Below are 15,733 nucleotides of genomic sequence, written 5' to 3' on the forward strand. Positions count from 1 at the left end.
CGCCTGTAGTGCCGGTGGCGCCGTGCCCACTGTCGTTCTCCCATGCTCCTGAAGGGTTCTCAGCTTGTCTTTGCAGTCACACATGCGCCGGGCCGCGGCGGCCGGGCGCGCGACCGAACAGGTCGGTCCCTTTCTCGCCACCTTCTCGCCCAACTCGGCCAATCCGTACCTCAACTACGCCGTTCCCGACGACGGGTCCCGGCCGTCACCGTCCGATGTGGACGCCCTGACTCACGCCTACCAGCGGCGTGACCTCCTACCCCGGGTGGAGTTCCTCGTGGACACCGCGCCGGCCGCCGAGACCGCCCTGCTCGCCGCCGGGTGGTCCGTGGAACGGCGGATACCCCTGATGCTGTGCCCGCCGGGCTCGGCTTCGGCGCCGACGACGCCGGCCGGCATCGAGCTCGTGGTGCCGTCCGGCGACGACGAGGTCAGGGGCATGCTCGCGGCGCAGTTCGAGGCGTTCGAGCAGGCCGTCGACATCTCCGACGCGGACGTCGCGACGGCTCGCAGGCGGCTCGAAGACGGTGGGTTCGCCGTGCTCGCGCGCGACGCCGTGACCGGCGAGGCCGCCGGCGGCGGGGTCGCGGAGGCGGTCGTCGACGGGACGTCCGAGGTGGCCGGGATCGGTGTGCGGCCGGGGTTCCGGCAGCGCGGAATCGGCTCCGCGATGACCGCGTTCCTCACGGTGGCGGCGCACGACGCGGGTGGCCGGACGGTGTTCCTGACGCCGGCCGGCGTGCCCGAGCAACGTCTGTACGCACGGGTCGGCTACGAGGCCGCCGGGACGATGGTGCACCTCAGCCGCTGAGGCCGGCCCGCCGGCGCCGCTCAGCCCAGAAGCTCACGCAGCCACGAGGTCAGGGCGTCCGCCTGTGCCCGCTGAAACGTACGTAGTGACGGCAGGCCCGGCGGCGCCGGCAGGCGTGCGGCATCGGCGAAGAAGGCGCCGAGGCCGGCGAGGGTGCCGACCAGGTCGATGCGGTCGGCGGAGATCGTGGCCAGGTCGGGGCGGCCGCCGCAGAGGCGGACGTTGAACAGCAGCATCAGCGTGTCCAGCCAGGCCGGGCCGCGGGTGGCGTGCGGCCAGTCGATCACCGTTACTGTGCCGTCCGAGCCGATCAGGAGGTTGTCGGCGCGGATGTCGGTGTGGGTCAGCGTGTCGCCGGCCAGCGCGGTCAGCCCGTGCTCGGCCAGCCGGCACAGCTCGTCGAGGTGGGCGGCGGTCCATTCGTCCAGGCTCGACGGGTCGGCGCGGAGGCGGTGCCAGCCGGTGAAGTCCGGTTCGAGGTGCTCGGCGGCGGCCGGCAGGTCCGGTGGCGCCTCGATGCGCGCCAGCCCGTCGAGCGCGACACGGGTGCTGGCGAGATCGTCGTCGCGCCACGGGGTGGCTGGGTGGCGGCCCTCGACGTCGGTGAGGACCAGGGCCACCCAGTCGCCGTCGTCATAGGCGCCGAGCAGGGTCGGGGTCGGCGCGGACGGTGGCAGCGCGGCGGTGACCCGGGCCTCACGGCGGTGGAAGTCGGGGCTGTGCTCGTTCTGCGCGGCGCTGACGGCCTTGACGAACGCCCGCCGGCCGTCGGTGGTGCGCACGCGGTCGGCGCTGCCCGGCGAGAACCCGCCCGACTGCGACACGGCCTCGACGACCTCGCCGCCCAGGATGTCCGCGACCGCGTCGCGGACATCGCCGGGGAGGTCGCCCCAACCGATGCGCACGCCCGATGCCGTCACCATGGCGGCATGGTGCGCCTGCCGTCGTGCCTCGCGCAGCTGGTTTTCCAGTGCGGTGGACACGCAACTAGCGCCAGATGGCGGCTTCGATGCCGTCGAGGACCTCAGGCGGGTTGGGGAACGGCACCGCGGTGCCGAGCTGGACGCGCCACGCCGTCCATGCCGCCGCGGCGGCGTCGAGGACGTCGTCGACCGCAGCCCTGCCGGCCTCGCCGAGAGGGCCCGCCACGGTGAGCCCCATCTGCTTGAGGAGCTCGTGCCGTTGTTCGGCACCCGCCCAGGTCTTCTTCGGTGCCAGTGGGTGGCCGGCCAGCTGAGTGAAGGTCACTTCCGGGTGAACTTCGACCACTCGACAGGGTGCCTTGGGTCGCCAGTTGTCTACTTCCTCGATCCTCGGGAGGAGGCTGAACGCCTGGATCGACAGCCCCTGCCGGGTGTGTTCGAGGTTGATCGCGTTCGCGCGGCTGTGCTGGGGAACACCCAACGTGGCACGTACCGGGGTCATGAAGACCGACGAACGACGCGAGCCGACGAACTTGCGGGCGAGAATGTCGGCCTGGCGGAAGCCACGATCCGGCAGTCCTATCGGGATGTCGATCGCGATGACCGACAGTGGGCCCGCGGCGTCCACCAGGTCGCCGATCGTCGGGGCGTAGTGGGGCGTCACGGCATCCCCGGCCCAGGCGATGCCCACCCAGCCGGTCTTGCACGCGTCCACGCCGAGCACGGTGTCCATGCCGGCTATGTCGTCGATACGCTGCCGGGCGTGTCCAACACCGTGGAGATTTACACCGACGGCGCGTGCAGTGGGAACCCCGGGCCCGGCGGGTGGGGCGCCGTACTCAAGTACGGACAGCACGCCAAGGAGCTGTACGGGGCCGAGCCGGCCGTCACGACCAACAACCGCATGGAGCTGATGGCGCCCATCCAGGCGTTGGAGAGTCTCAACCGACCGTCGACAGTGGACATGTACACCGACTCCACGTACGTGCGGAACGGCATCATGCAGTGGCTGCCACGGTGGAAGAGCAACGGGTGGCAGACCAGCGCCAAGCAGCCCGTGAAGAACGCCGACCTGTGGCGGCGGCTCGACGAGGCGGTCAAGCCGCACGAGGTGCGGTGGTACTGGGTCAAGGGGCACGCCGGCCATCCCGAGAACGAGCGGGCCGACCAGCTCGCGGTCAAGGGCGCGCAGGAGGCCGCCCGGCGCTGAGATCTATGGGGCCGACGCGAACGCCGCGTCCGGCGAGGGTGAGGGCCGTTGGCGCGGGTGACACCAGCCGCCAACGGCCCTCACGCATGCTCTGGCCCCAACTTGACACGTGACCAATCGGTCACATATCTTCTCACCGTGACCGATGACGACCGGGTGTTCAGGGCCCTGGCCGATCCGACGCGCAGGCTGCTGCTCGACCGCCTGTTCGCACGAGACGGCCGGACGCTGAGCGATCTCGAGTCCGACGTGGACATGACCCGTTTCGGGGTGATGAAGCACCTGCGACTGCTGGAGGACGCAGGTCTCATCACCACACGCAAGTCCGGGCGGGAGAAGCTGCATTTCCTGAATGTCGTACCCATCCGGTTGATTCATGACCGGTGGATCGACAAGTACACAGAGCCGCAGGTGACCGCGCTCACCTCGCTCAAGACAGAACTGGAGCAACCGATGACCACTGCCGCGACCGCTACGACCGTGCAGGTGCACCGCGTCTACATCAAGGCGACCCCGCAGGCGATCTGGGACGCGATCACCAAGCCGGAATGGTCGAAGCGCTACGGCTACCGTGCGGTCGTGAACTTCGACCTGCGTGAGGGTGGCAGGTTCGAGGCCCTGGCCGGCGACGGTGTCCCGGGGATGGACCCGACGGCGTGCCTCGTCGAGGGCGAGGTGGTGGAGGCGGACCCGCCACGTCGCCTGGTGCAGACGTGGCGCCCGACCTGGCTCGACGAGCCGGCGACGACGCTGACCTACGAGATCAAGGAGGGTCAGGACGGCGTCTGCTCGCTGACCCTGACACACGACCTGCACGACGCACCGCAGACCGCCGCACAGACGGCCGGGGCCGTGGAGGGCGCCGGCGGTGGCTGGCCGGAGGTATTAAGCGACCTCAAGTCGTTGCTGGAGACGGGTAGTGGCATGTACACGTGAGCGAGCGTTAACATTCCCGCATGCCGCCAGCCCGCCGGTTACAAGGTGTCAGGAGTTCCCCGGTCCGCGACCTGCTCGCGTTGACGCTGCGACCGGAGGTGATCTCCTTCGCCGGCGGGCTGCCCGCCCCCGAACTGTTCGATGTGGATGGTTGGGGTGACGCGTTCGCCAAGGCGGTGGGCGACCGCCGCAACCTCCAGTACGGCCCGACCGAGGGCGATCCGGTGCTACGGGCGTTGATCGCCACCCGGATGACCGACCGGGGGGTCCCGACAGCCGAGAACGACCTGCTGATCACCACGGGCTCGCAACAGGCGTTGACGCTGGTGGCCACCACGATGCTGGAGCCGGGCGACGTGGTGGCGGTGGAGGAGCCGACGTATCTGGCGGCACTGCAGTGCTTCCAGATCGCGGGCGCCCGCGTGGTCCCGGTGGCGAGCGACGACGACGGCATGGTCCCGTCGGCGCTGGCCGAGGTGCTGGAACGCGACCATCCGACGCTGGTGTACGTGATCCCGACGTTCGCGAACCCGAGCGGCCGTACCCAACCCCCGCAACGACGAAAGGAGATAGCCCGGCTTGTCGCCGACCACGACACGTGGCTGGTAGAGGACGACCCGTATGGCGAATTGCGTTACGACGGCAGCCGGGTGCCACCGCTGGCGTCGTACGGCGAGCGGGTCCTGTACCTGGGCAGCTTGTCCAAGATAGGCGCGCCAGGCCTGCGCCTGGGTTGGCTGCGGGCGCCCAAGGACCTGATGCCGGTCGCGGTGGTCGCGAAACAGGCGACCGACCTGCACACGAGCACGATCGACCAGGCGGCGGCCGCGGTCTACCTGTCGAACACGGACCTGGACGCGCATGTGGCAGGTCTGCGCGCGGCGTACCGAGCCCGCCGGGACACGATGCTGACGGCATTGCCGGCAACGGTTCCTCCGGGCACGACGTGGACGAACCCGGAAGGGGGGATGTTCGTGTGGCTCCGCCTTCCTGGCGAGGTCGACGCGACGGATGTCCTGCGCGAGGCGCTGAAGCACAACGTGGCCTTCGTGCCAGGTGCGCCGTTCTTCGCGACGACGCCTGACCACGCGACCTTCCGCATGTCGTTCACGACAAATCCCCCGGAGGACATAACGGAGGGGATGCGTCGGCTGGCCCGGGCCTTCGACGAGTTCGCCACCCAGGACTCTCTGGAGGTCTGAAACCAACCGCCAGCAACGAAAGGCCATCCTCGAAGCCGTCCTCGAAAGCCGTCCTCGAAAAGCCGTCCACAGGAGGCGGTCTGCTGGAAGCCGTGCTGGAAGCCATCGCCCGATCGAGGCGGGCAAATGGGCGAGGGATCTTGCTGGGTGCTTCCGCCCGCTCTGACCTGCCGGCGATCTGGGCTCCGCGGGCTGGGGCTTTGTTGGACTCTCACGGGCGCCGGTCGGTCTCATGGGACGTTGACGGGCCGACTTGGCTGGTCGGGCAAGGCCCGCGGTTGGCTGGTTGGATGGGTCGGGCAAAAGAGGAACCAACCAAGGAGGAAAACGCATGGCGCTCGAGAAGCCCGACGTCGACCCGGTCGACGGGGCGCCGCCAGCTGACCTGGTCGTCGAGGACATCACCGTCGGTGACGGGGACGAGGCCCAGGCCGGGCAGAGCGTGAGCGTGCATTACGTCGGTGTCGCGCACTCGACCGGCGAGCAGTTCGACGCCTCGTGGGACCGGGGCTCGCCCTTCAGCTTCCCGCTCGGCGCGGGGCGGGTCATCGCAGGCTGGGATCGCGGGGTGGCCGGCATGAAGGTCGGCGGGCGGCGCAAGCTCGTCGTACCGCCGCACCTCGGCTACGGCGACCGCGGCGCGGGCGGCGCGATCAAGCCGGGCGAGACCCTCATCTTCGTGGTGGACCTGCTCGGCGTCCGCTGACGACGAGAAGTGGGTGGTCAACTCAGCGCTGACCACCCACTCACCGGCTTGGCCCGTCGGCTGATGGCAGGGCCACCACTCACTGACCCAGCGCGTCGGTGACCGACCGGAGAAGTCGGTCCAGGATCGGCCACAGCAGTGGTGGGCTCTCGACGTGGACGTTGTGGCCTGCGCGGGGCAGCACGACACCGTCGGGTGCCGCGTCGAGCAGGTGCTCTGGCGGGCACATCGGGTCTCGCTCCCCCGCCGCGAGGATCGTCGGGCATGTCGCCCGGGCCAGTAGCGCGGGCACGTCCGGGGCGCCGACGCCGAACGCCGCGGGGTCGACCGCGACCCGCCAGCCGGTGTCGGGCGCGGTTGCGTCGGGCGTGAGCGTGGTGGTGTCCGGCGTGGGCACCCTCGCGTCAGGCGCGAGCACGCCCGCGTCGACCAGTGGGGAGTCCGGGGGCACCAACCCGTCCAGGCCCGACAGCTTCAACCAGCGGTCCACGGCCTCCTCGCGGGTGGCGAACACCCGCTCGGGGCGGGCCGTGACCTGCGCGGCCTTCGTCAGTTCCGCTTCCGACCAGCGCAGCTTGATGCCCACGCCGCAGGCCGCCGCCACGCGGCCGGTCGCGGCCAGGGTCAGCGCGAGCACTCCGCCGAGGGAGTGACCCAGGACCACGACGTCCCGGCCCTCCGGCAGAACCGCGGCGACCGAGGCCGCCATCGACTCGAACGTGTATGTGTCCGGTCGGGGGGAGCGGCCGTGTCCGGGCAGGTCAGGGGCGATGACCTCGCCCTTCCAGTGCCGTTCCAGCAGGCTGTCCCACACCTCCCCCGTCGCGCCGAGGCCGTGCAGCAGAAGCAGGACCGGGTCGCCGCCGGGCTCGTGCCGGGCAAGATGGAGCGTGGTCATAGCCTCCGATCGAACCCGCATAATGACGATCATGTCCACTGACACCGATGTCATCGTCGATCCGGACACCTACCTCACCAACATCCCCCACGCGGTCTTCGCACGGCTGCGCACCAACCACGCGGTGGTCTGGATGGACGAACCGGCGGTGCCGCTCTGGCCCACCGGCCCCGGCTTCTGGGGCGTGCTGCGGCACGCGGAGATCAAGCAGGTGATGCGCGACCCGGCCACCTACTCGTCCTACGCCCGGGCCACGCAGATCAGCGATCCCCCGAACGACAAGGCGCTCGACTTCACCCGGCAGATGATGCTCAACCAGGACCCGCCGCGGCATTCGCGACTGCGCCGGATGCTCGCCAGCGCCTTCACCCCCAGGGCGATCGCCCGGTTGGAGGACCGGATCGCCGCGTGGGCGGGTGAGCTGGTCGACCGGGTGGCGGACGACGGCCACTGCGACTTCGCGGAGCTGGCCGCGGACCTCCCGCTCCAGACCCTCGCCGAGGTGTTCGGGGTGCCGCAACAGGACCGCTGGCTCATGTACGACTGGAGCAACCGCGTCATCGGCTACCAGGACCCCGAGTACGCGTCGAGCGCCAAGGCCGGCGCGGACGGGTCGACCGACATGGCCAGGCGGGCACTGGCGTTGCGGCCGGCGCCGGACGCGAACGGGTACCTGCCCGACCAGCGGACCCGCGAGGGCATGCCCGACCTGTACGGCTACGCCCACGACCTCGCAGAGCTCAAGCGTCGCGAGCCAGGTGAGGACGTCATGAGCAACCTCGTCACGGCCGGCGTCACCACGGCCGAGTTCGAGAACATGTTCTGGCTGCTTTCCGTGGCGGGCAACGAAACCCTGCGCAACGGACTACCGGGCGGCATGTACGCGCTGCTCGCCAACCCCGACGAGTACCGCAGGGTCGTGGCGGACCGGTCGCTCCTGCCCGGCGCGGTCGAGGAGATGCTGCGCTGGTGGTCACCGGTGATGCGGTTCCGCCGCACGGCGACCGTGGACACGGAGCTGGGTGGCCGGGAGGTCAGGGCCGGCGACAAGGTGGTCGTCTGGTTCTCGTCCGGCAACCGGGACGAGCGGGTGTTCGCCGATCCGGATCGGTTCGACGTCACCCGGGCCCAGAACGACCACCTCGCCTTCGGCCATGGCCCGCACTACTGCATCGGCGCGCATCTCGCCAAGGCGCAGATGCGGGCCCTGTTCACCGCGGTGTTCGACCGGCTCGGCGTCGTGGCGCCCGCCGGGGACGTCGTGCGATTACGGTCGAACTTCCAGCACGGCGTCAAGCACCTGCCGATCGGCTGGTAGCTCAGCAACCACCGCAGTTGTAGTACGTGATGTCCCAGTGGTTGCCTTCCTTGTAGTAGATGTTGCCGGCGCCGGACTCCCACTTGGAGCCGCCGATGGACGTGAAGTTGCCCTGGATGTAGTTGTTCAGGCAGGTCGACAGGCTGATGTCGAGCTTGTAGCCGTTCCAGTGGCTGTACGTGCCGCTGGCGTGCCCGGTCTCCGTGCCGCCGGTGACGTTGATGGCACACCCGCTCGCCGACTTCAACGTCTGGATGCCCTGGATGGTCGTCAAATTGACCTGCTCGAACGACGTGCAGGTCGAGTTGTTGCGGTCACTGCAGCCACCACTGGACGACCAGGTGATGCTCGACGAACGCAGGCGCGACGTCGCGTCGGAGTGGGACAGCTTCGTGACCAGGACGCCGATTGTCGGCGTGCTGGCCGGCGGGTTGTCGAACACCGGGTCGCTGCCCTGCGCGGTGGCCTGTGCGCCGGACGTGCCCAGCAGGAGTGCGGTCGCGGCGGCTGCGACCACGGTGAACGTCCGAACGAGGAATCGCATGTTTATCCCTTCGCGGTCGGATTCGTACCCTTCCGCGACGGACTTTAGCGATTACTGACCAGGTACCACAGTGTTGGATCGGATATTTTCCAACTCAATGTTCCCATGGTTCCCAATTCGGCCACGTTCCTCCAGGAGCCCCAGCACGAGTGCCACGAGGACCAGGAACACCGCGGTGACCATCGCGACCGAGAAGCCCGTCGCCGGGACGCCGGAAACCGTCGTGACGGCGTGGAACACGGCCGCCAGCAACGCCGTGCCCACCGCGGAGCCGAGGCGCTGGCCCGTCTGGAGCACCCCGCTCGCCACCCCGGCCATGTCGGACGGCACGCACGCGAGCGTCAGCGTGGTGTTCGGCGAGACCACGGCGCCGCCGCCGACACCGGCCACGAGCATCGGCAACTGGATGGCCAGCATCAGCGAGTCCCGCGCGACGACGAACCCGAGCACGGCGACCGCGCCGAGCCCGGCCACGACGAGCAGGAGCCCGGTGATCGTGACCCACCTGCCCCAGCGCCCCACCAACCGCCCGGCGATCCAGGACGACACCGCCGAACCGATGGAGAACGACGTGACCGCGAGCCCCGACTGGAGCGGCGTGAGCCCCACGTCGGTCTGGAGGTACACCGCGAGAACCAGCCACAGCCCACTGAAGCCGCAGAAGTAGACCGTGCCGATCGTGGCGCCCGACGGGTAGCCCGGCGTCCTCGTGAAGAGGCTCAGGTGCACGAGCGGCGACCGTCCCTCGCCCACCCGTCGCCGTTCCCAACGCACGAACAGCCAGCTCAGCGGCACCGCGACCAGGAACAGCCACCAGAACCGCTGGATGCCGCGCGAGTCGGACAGCACGACGGGGAACATCAGGCACAGCACGGCGACCCCGAGCAGCAGGATGCCCACGTAGTCGATGTCGGCGCCGGTCGAGCGCTTCGGCGTCCGAGGCACCAGCACGAACGCCAGCACGAGGGTGAGCAGGCCGAACGGCAGGTTCACCAGGAACACCCAGCGCCAGCCGTCCGGCCCGCCGGCCAGCCCGAGGATGAGCCCGCCGATCACCGGGCCGGCCGCGGTCGACAGGCCGATCGTCGCGCCGAGCAGGCCGAACGCGCGGCCCCGCTCCGCGCCGCGGAACAGGTCCTGGATGAGGCCGCCGTTCTGCGGCGTGACCAGACCGGCGACCAGGCCCTGCAGCAGTCTGGCGACGACCAGCAGCGTGAGCGTCGGCGCGAGCCCCGCGAACACGCTGGCCGCGACGAACGCGGACAGCGCGTTCAGGTAGATGTCGCGCCGGCCGAACGCGTCGCCGAGCCGGCCGCCGGCGACGAGTGCGAGGCCGAGGGTCAGCGGATACCCCGAGACCACCCACTGCACGCCGCTCGGCGACGTGCCGAGTCCCTGCTCGATCGACGGGATCGCCACGGTCACGATGCTGACGTCCAGCAGCATCATGAACCCGCCCGCGAGCGTCACCCACAGGGCGTGCCAGCGCCGCGGGTCGGCGCCCGGCTCGTAGTTCGTGTGCTGCGCGGGTACCTGGGGCACTGTCGAGGTGTACCCGAAGCGCGCGACCTACTCCACACGGATGAAACGTTGCCAGGACCACACACGGCTTCCGGTACCTTCCCGCGGGTGACCGTCCAGACATGGGAACCACCGCGCCGGCCACCGGCCGAGTCCCGAGTGGATGTCGATGTCGACGAGGCCGTCGAGTTCCTTCGTCTCTACTACAAGGAAAACCCGGACGCCGGGTCCGCGGCGCACCGGATCGCCTGGGTCCGCGCGGAGATCCAGCTGACCGGCACCTACCACCACACGAGCGAGGAGCTGACGTTCGGCGCGCGGGTGGCCTGGCGCAACAGCGCGCGGTGCATCGGCCGCCTTTACTGGCGCAGCATGCGGGTCCGTGACCTGCGGGCCGTCCGTGAGCCGGCCGAGGTCGCCGCGCAGTGCTTCGAACACCTGCGCATCGCCTACAACGGCGGCAGGATCCGGCCGGTGATCACGGTGTTCGCACCGGACGCGCCCGGCCGCCCCGGGCCGCGCATCTGGAACGACCAGCTCATCCGCTACGCCGGCTACCGCCGCCCGGACGGGACGGCGCTCGGCGACCCGCGCTACGTCGGCTTCACCGAGTCGGTCATGCGCCGGGGCTGGCGCGGGGCCGGAACGGCGTTCGACATGCTGCCGCTCGTGGTGTCCGCCGACGGCACGACCCACCTGACGGACCTCCCGTTCGACGCGGCCGCCGAGGTGCCGCTGTCACATCCGGACCACGACTGGTTCCTCGGGCTCGGGCTGCGCTGGCACGCGGTGCCGGCGATCAGCTCGATGCGGCTGTCGATCGGCGGGATCGACTACCCGGCCGCGCCGTTCAACGGCTGGTACATGGGCACCGAGATCGGCGCGCGCAACCTGGCCGACGCGGACCGGTACGACGTGCTCCCGATCGTCGCGACGAAACTGGGGCTCGACACGAGCAGCGACCGGACACTGTGGCGGGACGCCGCGGTGATCGAGGTGAACCGGGCCGTGTTGCACTCGTTCGAGCAGGCCGGCGTGACGATCAGTGACCACCACACGGAGTCGGCGCGGTTCCTCAAGCACGTCGCGAAGGAGGAGAAGGCGGGCCGCGCCTGCCCAGCGGACTGGAGCTGGATCGTGCCGCCGATCTCCGGCGCCCTCACGCCCGTCTACCACCGCTACTACGACACCGACCACCTGAAGCCGGAGTTCGTGGCCGACGACGACTCGGTGCGAACCGCCGTCGAGGGTGTGCCGCCACGCGCGGCCGCGCTGGGCACACCCTCGTACAGTCCGATGTGGAGTTACCTGCGGAAAGGTCAGCTGAACGGCAGCCAGGCCAGCTGAGACAGCGAGTCGAGGCCGCTGACGAGCATGCCGGCCGGGGACACCGTCCACAGCTCGTCGCCGATCACGAGCGCCCGCCTCGGCAGGACGTCGCCGCCGTACCGGTCGGACGGGTGGGTCAGCGTGCGGGCCCGCTCGAACGAGCCCTCGCCGAGCCTGAGCACGAGCGCGCCGGCGGTCTGGTCCGGCCCGCCGCTGACGGGCAGCACGAGCAGGTGCTTCGCCGGCCAGTACAGGAACGCGTGCGGGTCGTTCTCCGCCTCGGTCCAGCCGCCGCCCAGCTGGTACTGGGCGATCACCTTCGCACCGGCCGGGTCGCTCGTGTCGAACAGGGACACCTGCGCGCCCTGGACGCCGCCGTTCGCGTCGGCTCCCTGCCCGACACCGATCAGGCGACCGTCGCCCGCCGGATGCAGGTACGCGGAGTAGCCGGTGATCTTCAGCTCGCCGGTCACCTTCGGCGCCGTGGGATCTCGCAGGTCCACCGTGTACAGCGGGTCCATCCGCCGGAACGTCACCACGTACCCGGTGTCGCCGAAGTAGCGGACGGCGTAGATCCGCTCCCCCACCTCACCCAGTCCGCCCACCTGGCCGACCTGGGTCAGCTCGCTTCCCTCGCGCCGCAGGACGGTGATCAGGCTCTCCGGTCCGCCCTGGCCGGATCTCGTCGTCGCGACCCTCAGGTGGCCCTGGTACTCCGACATCGAGTACTGGTTGAGCAGGCCGCCGTCCACCGCGCCGGACGCGACGTGCACCGGCCTGCCCGGGCGCGAGATGTCGAACTGGTACAGCTCGGTGCGCGCGGAGGCCGGCGTGGGCATCGGCGTGTCGACCATGCCGGTCATCGTGTGGTCGTTGGCGACGTAGAGGTTCTTCTCCGTGCCGTACACCGTGCTGCCGTCGGCGACGATCGTGACCGGGTCGCCGGTGCCGAGGTCGTGCGTCAGGTCGAAGCTGAGCACGGTGAGCATGCCGGTCGCCGTGTAGTCGGCCGGGTGGGTCATGTCGGCGCACTCGGTCAGCTGGCCGTTCGAGGTGGCGCCGCCGGTCCTCAGCTCGTAGCGGGGCAGCCAGTCCTGGATCGTCGAGTTCGCCACGACCTCCTGGTTGTCGTGCAGCGCGGAGGGCTGGTCGCCGTCGGTCGGGTAGCGGAACGGCAGGTGTGGCGTCGAGTGCACGACCACCCTGGCCACGTCGCCCACCTGCCGCGCGTCGAGGTAGCTGCCGTCGACCGACAGGGTGCCGAGGACCTTGCCGGCGCCGGTGAGGTCGATGAGCGACAGCCGCGTCTCGTACGGCACGGTGTCGGTCGGCACGGGCCTGGTGGTCGGCTTCCCCGGCGCGATGTCCGGGACGGACTGGGTCATGATCGGTATGGACATGACCAGCGCGCGGTCGCCGTCGACCAGCAGCTGGGTCGGGTAGGCCTGGTCCGCCAGGCGCACCGCCGCGGTCTGTGTGCGGGAGTGGACGTCCACCACCCGCAGCACGCCGTCGGTGATGCTGACGACGCGCTTGCCGTCGGTCTTCACCAGGTCCGGCTCGTCGACGCCACCCTCGTGCACGTTCGTGGTCGAGTGGTCGGGCCCCTGCTCGGCCCTGGGCGCCTCGGGCGGCGCGGCGTCCGGCACCGCCATCTTCCCCCCGCCCGCGCTGTCCTCGGCACGCCCTCCCGTGAAGACCTCGCCGCGGCCCACGATGTCGAGGCCGTACGGGCCGACGTGCGGCATGATCCGGTCCTTCAGCTGCGTCAGCGCCGCGCCGCAGCTGTCGTAGGCGACGAGCCTCAGGTCCCCGCTCTTGTGGGGCGCCGGGCTGGTGCCGTCCGCCGCGCCGACGATCATCCCGGCGGCGATCATGCCCGCGCCGAGTGTCATCACGAGTCCCACGATGAGCGCGGGCCGCCTGCTCGGTAAGTCGTCCGTCATGCCGCCAGGACGGAGGTCGGCGGCGACTGCGTTGCTCTATCGGGCGAATATCTTGGAAAACCGCGTCGCTGCGGGTTCACTTACGGGATGCGCCCCAGTCAGCACGTAGCGGAAGCGATCCTCGCGCTGCCGGCCGACCGGGTCCGGCGGGTGGCGATCGACGGGGTGGACGGCGCGGGCAAGACCCACTTCGCGGACGCGCTCGGTGTCGAGCTGAACGTCCGCGGCGCGAAGGTGATCCGCGTGTCCGCCGACGGTTTCCTGAACCCACCCCGCACTCGGCACCGCCGCGGCCGGGACTCGCCGGAGGGCTTCTACCGCGACTCGTACGACTACGGGCGGATGGTCCGGCTGCTGCTCGACCCGCTCAGCCCGGGCGGCAACCGCGAGTACATCCGCGAGGTGTACGACGTGCGGCGCGAGCGCGAGGTTCGGCGGCTGCCGGAGCTGGCCGCGGACGACGCCATCCTGGTGTTGGACGGGATCTTCGTCCACCGCGACGAGCTGGTCCGGTACTGGGACTACTCGGTGTGGCTGGAGGTGCCGTTCGAGGTGTCGGTCCCCCGCGCGGCGAAACGCGGGGTCGGCATCAAGGAGGAGGACCCGTACGCGCTGAAGAACCTCCGGTACGTGGAGGGCCAGCGGCTCTACATGGCCGAGTGCCGCCCCCGCACGCGAGCCTCGGTGGTGATCGACAACGCGGACCTGGCCAACCCGGTCCTGCTCGACTAGGCGCGGTAGCCGTTCTCGACGATGCGGCGGGCGGTCTCGGTGTAGCGCTCCGGGGTGTCCGGAAGGAGCGTGCCCAGCCCGTCGACGTAACGGTTGAACATCGAGAACGCGGCCGCGATCAGGACCGTGTCGTGGATCTCCACGTCGGTGGCGCCCTCGGCTTTGGCCTCGTCGACCATGGCGGGCGTGACCTTGCGGCCGTCCTCCCGCACCGTCGCGGCGATGCGCAGCAGCGCACGCAGCCGGGCGGAGATCGGCGCGGTGCCGGGGTCCGCGCGGACCTGGTCGACCAGCGACATGCCGGCGTCGAGCTGGGCCGCGGCGAACGCCGAGTGCGAGTCGCGGCAGAAGTTGCACTCGTTGAGCCCGGACACGTACGCGGCGATCAGCTCGCGCTCGCCGGCGGGCAGCGAGTTGGGAGCCCGCAGCAGCACCTCGGCGAGCTCGTTCAGGGGCTTGGCCGTCTCCGGGCGGAACCGCATCAGCCCGGTGATTCCCGGGAACTGGGTCTCGTCGACGCCCAGGTCGATGTGGGCCATCAGCTGCCAGCCTCCTCGGACTTCCCGGTCTGCTCCACGTCCCCGGCGACGACGTCCGGGTCGGTGCGTTCGACGTTGATGTGCCAGCCGCCGGCCAGGGCCAGCGCGGCGCCCGCGCCGGTCAGCATCGGGGCCAGCACGGCCGCGACGAGCCCGGCGTTGACCGGGAGGTCGAGGATCCTGCGACCGGTGCGGTCGGTGACCACGACCCGCCGGACGCTGCCCTCGTGGACCAGGTCGTTGACCTTGTCGAACAGGGCCTGGACGCCGGTGCCCTCGGCTTCTTTCCCCACGGTTCTCCCCATCCCGCCGCGAGTGGTCGGTCGGCCGAGAAGTCTGCCACGTTCTTCGTCGCCGGGTAATGGTTGGGCGATACTTTTCAACCAGGGGCCGGAAGGCGAGGCGATGAGTGGCGACCATCAGTGACGTGGCGGCCCGCGCGGGCGTGTCGACGGCGACGGTGTCCCGCGCGTTGAACGGAAAGTCCACGGTGGATCCGGCGCTGGCCGCCCGGGCGCTCGACGCCGCGCGGGAGCTCGGCTACCAGCCGAACGGCCCGGCGCGGAACCTTCGCCGCCAGGAGGCCGCCGTCGTCGCGTTGATCATCAGTGACGTGGAGAACCCGTTCTTCACCGCGATCGCGCGGGGCGTCGAGGACGTCGCGCACACGGTCGGGCTGTCGGTGGTGCTGTGCAACTCCGATGAGGACGCGGAAAAGGAGCGCCGGTACGTCGACGTCGCGATCCAGGAACGCGCGGCCGGTGTGATCGTCTCGCCGACGGCCACCGCGACGAGCGTGCACGCCCTGATCCAGCGGGGCACGCCGGTGGTCGCGGTGGACCGGCCGCTGCCCGGCCGGGAGAGCGACACGGTACTGGTGGACACGCGCGCGGCCGCCAGGCAGGCGACGACGCACCTGATCGAGCAGGGTTACGCGCGGGTCGGCTGCGTGACGGGGCCGTCCGGCGTGCGCACCGCGGACGACCGGCTGGCCGGGTATCGCGACGCGCTGAAGGCCGCCGGGCGGCGTGGATCGGCCGGGCTGGTGCGGCGGACGGAGTTCAAGGCGGCGGGTGCGGAGAAGGCGGCGGCGGACCTGCTCGACCAGGACGACCGCC

Annotated in this window: 17 protein-coding genes; 9 read left to right on the forward strand and 8 right to left on the reverse strand. The window is 70.5% G+C overall.

The window, feature by feature from the left end; translation table 11 throughout:
- Positions 1-64: 64 nt before the first annotated feature.
- Positions 65-811 carry a GNAT family N-acetyltransferase gene (locus VET29_RS23875; RefSeq protein ID WP_324924200.1) on the forward strand — a complete coding sequence of 249 codons (747 nt, stop codon included), beginning with the start codon at positions 65-67 and terminating at the stop codon, positions 809-811.
- Between the two features lie 20 nt (positions 812-831).
- Here VET29_RS23875 and VET29_RS23880 read toward each other — a convergent pair whose 3' ends face one another.
- Positions 832-1,734 carry an aminoglycoside phosphotransferase family protein gene (locus VET29_RS23880; RefSeq protein ID WP_324924202.1) on the reverse strand — a complete coding sequence of 301 codons (903 nt, stop codon included), beginning with the start codon at positions 1,732-1,734 and terminating at the stop codon, positions 832-834.
- 64 nt (positions 1,735-1,798) lie between these two features.
- Positions 1,799-2,467 (reverse strand): DUF429 domain-containing protein, encoded by a 669-nt coding sequence (locus tag VET29_RS23885; RefSeq protein WP_324924204.1) that lies wholly within the window; start codon positions 2,465-2,467, stop codon positions 1,799-1,801.
- 30 nt (positions 2,468-2,497) lie between these two features.
- Here VET29_RS23885 and rnhA point away from each other — a divergent pair, with 30 nt between their 5' ends.
- The 4 genes from rnhA (at position 2,498) to VET29_RS23905 (ending at position 5,788) form a co-directional block, all read left to right on the forward strand.
- A complete protein-coding gene (gene rnhA, locus VET29_RS23890; protein WP_324924206.1) occupies positions 2,498-2,944 on the forward strand; it encodes a ribonuclease HI in 447 nt (148 codons plus the stop codon).
- 138 nt (positions 2,945-3,082) lie between these two features.
- Entirely contained in the window at positions 3,083-3,880 is a 798-nt protein-coding gene (locus VET29_RS23895; RefSeq protein ID WP_324924208.1) for an ArsR/SmtB family transcription factor, read from the forward strand.
- Between the two features lie 20 nt (positions 3,881-3,900).
- A complete protein-coding gene (locus VET29_RS23900; protein WP_324924211.1) occupies positions 3,901-5,082 on the forward strand; it encodes a PLP-dependent aminotransferase family protein in 1,182 nt (393 codons plus the stop codon).
- 331 nt (positions 5,083-5,413) lie between these two features.
- Positions 5,414-5,788 carry an FKBP-type peptidyl-prolyl cis-trans isomerase gene (locus tag VET29_RS23905; RefSeq protein WP_324924213.1) on the forward strand — a complete coding sequence of 125 codons (375 nt, stop codon included), beginning with the start codon at positions 5,414-5,416 and terminating at the stop codon, positions 5,786-5,788.
- Between the two features lie 79 nt (positions 5,789-5,867).
- Here the strand turns inward: VET29_RS23905 and VET29_RS23910 are convergent, their stop codons facing one another.
- Complete coding sequence (locus VET29_RS23910; protein WP_324924215.1) at positions 5,868-6,686, reverse strand: alpha/beta hydrolase; 819 nt, start codon at positions 6,684-6,686, stop codon at positions 5,868-5,870.
- 31 nt (positions 6,687-6,717) lie between these two features.
- Between VET29_RS23910 and VET29_RS23915 the strand changes: the two genes are divergently transcribed.
- Positions 6,718-8,004 carry a cytochrome P450 gene (locus VET29_RS23915; RefSeq protein ID WP_324924217.1) on the forward strand — a complete coding sequence of 429 codons (1,287 nt, stop codon included), beginning with the start codon at positions 6,718-6,720 and terminating at the stop codon, positions 8,002-8,004.
- A gap of 1 nt (position 8,005) precedes the next feature.
- Here the strand turns inward: VET29_RS23915 and VET29_RS23920 are convergent, their stop codons facing one another.
- Positions 8,006-8,548 (reverse strand): hypothetical protein, encoded by a 543-nt coding sequence (locus tag VET29_RS23920; RefSeq protein WP_324924219.1) that lies wholly within the window; start codon positions 8,546-8,548, stop codon positions 8,006-8,008.
- A 51-nt stretch (positions 8,549-8,599) separates the two neighbouring features.
- On the reverse strand, positions 8,600-10,090 hold the full coding sequence (locus VET29_RS23925) for an MFS transporter (protein WP_324924221.1): 1,491 nt from the start codon (positions 10,088-10,090) through the stop codon (positions 8,600-8,602).
- 87 nt (positions 10,091-10,177) lie between these two features.
- Between VET29_RS23925 and VET29_RS23930 the strand changes: the two genes are divergently transcribed.
- Positions 10,178-11,416: a nitric oxide synthase oxygenase gene (locus VET29_RS23930; protein WP_324924223.1), complete on the forward strand. Its 1,239-nt coding sequence runs from the start codon at positions 10,178-10,180 to the stop codon at positions 11,414-11,416.
- Here the strand turns inward: VET29_RS23930 and VET29_RS23935 are convergent.
- A complete protein-coding gene (locus VET29_RS23935) occupies positions 11,389-13,344 on the reverse strand; it encodes a beta-propeller domain-containing protein (RefSeq protein ID WP_324924225.1) in 1,956 nt (651 codons plus the stop codon). The genes VET29_RS23930 and VET29_RS23935 overlap by 28 nt on opposite strands.
- Positions 13,345-13,431: 87 nt before the next feature.
- Between VET29_RS23935 and VET29_RS23940 the strand changes: the two genes are divergently transcribed.
- Positions 13,432-14,076, forward strand: a complete 645-nt coding sequence (locus tag VET29_RS23940; RefSeq protein WP_324924227.1) for a uridine kinase — start codon at positions 13,432-13,434, stop codon at positions 14,074-14,076.
- Here the strand turns inward: VET29_RS23940 and VET29_RS23945 are convergent.
- Together VET29_RS23945 and VET29_RS23950 are read right to left on the reverse strand one after the other, a co-directional pair.
- The gene (locus tag VET29_RS23945) at positions 14,073-14,615 is read right to left on the reverse strand and encodes a carboxymuconolactone decarboxylase family protein (protein WP_324924229.1); all 543 of its coding nucleotides are present in this window, start codon (positions 14,613-14,615) and stop codon (positions 14,073-14,075) included. The genes VET29_RS23940 and VET29_RS23945 overlap by 4 nt on opposite strands.
- Positions 14,615-14,908: a DUF4342 domain-containing protein gene (locus VET29_RS23950; protein ID WP_324924231.1), complete on the reverse strand. Its 294-nt coding sequence runs from the start codon at positions 14,906-14,908 to the stop codon at positions 14,615-14,617. The genes VET29_RS23945 and VET29_RS23950 overlap by 1 nt, the downstream gene beginning before the upstream one ends.
- A gap of 116 nt (positions 14,909-15,024) precedes the next feature.
- Here VET29_RS23950 and VET29_RS23955 point away from each other — a divergent pair.
- The coding region (locus VET29_RS23955) for a LacI family DNA-binding transcriptional regulator (protein ID WP_324924233.1) at positions 15,025-15,733 on the forward strand (709 nt) is incomplete at its 3' end.

The organism is Actinophytocola sp., from assembly GCF_035634895.1.
Taxonomy (GTDB): domain Bacteria; phylum Actinomycetota; class Actinomycetes; order Mycobacteriales; family Pseudonocardiaceae; genus Actinophytocola.

What these genes read in the sequence shown, in the direction of transcription:
- VET29_RS23900 (WP_324924211.1), top strand. Translation starts at nt 3,901, where the DNA reads ATGCCGCCAGCCCGCCGGTTACAAGGTGTCAGGAGTTCCCCGGTCCGC.
- VET29_RS23910 (WP_324924215.1), bottom strand. Translation starts at nt 6,686, where the DNA reads ATGACCACGCTCCATCTTGCCCGGCACGAGCCCGGCGGCGACCCGGTC.
- VET29_RS23915 (WP_324924217.1), top strand. Translation starts at nt 6,718, where the DNA reads ATGTCCACTGACACCGATGTCATCGTCGATCCGGACACCTACCTCACC.
- VET29_RS23945 (WP_324924229.1), bottom strand. Translation starts at nt 14,615, where the DNA reads ATGGCCCACATCGACCTGGGCGTCGACGAGACCCAGTTCCCGGGAATC.
- VET29_RS23880 (WP_324924202.1), bottom strand. Translation starts at nt 1,734, where the DNA reads ATGGTGACGGCATCGGGCGTGCGCATCGGTTGGGGCGACCTCCCCGGC.
- VET29_RS23905 (WP_324924213.1), top strand. Translation starts at nt 5,414, where the DNA reads ATGGCGCTCGAGAAGCCCGACGTCGACCCGGTCGACGGGGCGCCGCCA.
- VET29_RS23935 (WP_324924225.1), bottom strand. Translation starts at nt 13,344, where the DNA reads ATGACGGACGACTTACCGAGCAGGCGGCCCGCGCTCATCGTGGGACTC.
- VET29_RS23920 (WP_324924219.1), bottom strand. Translation starts at nt 8,548, where the DNA reads ATGCGATTCCTCGTTCGGACGTTCACCGTGGTCGCAGCCGCCGCGACC.
- VET29_RS23885 (WP_324924204.1), bottom strand. Translation starts at nt 2,467, where the DNA reads ATGGACACCGTGCTCGGCGTGGACGCGTGCAAGACCGGCTGGGTGGGC.
- VET29_RS23940 (WP_324924227.1), top strand. Translation starts at nt 13,432, where the DNA reads ATGCGCCCCAGTCAGCACGTAGCGGAAGCGATCCTCGCGCTGCCGGCC.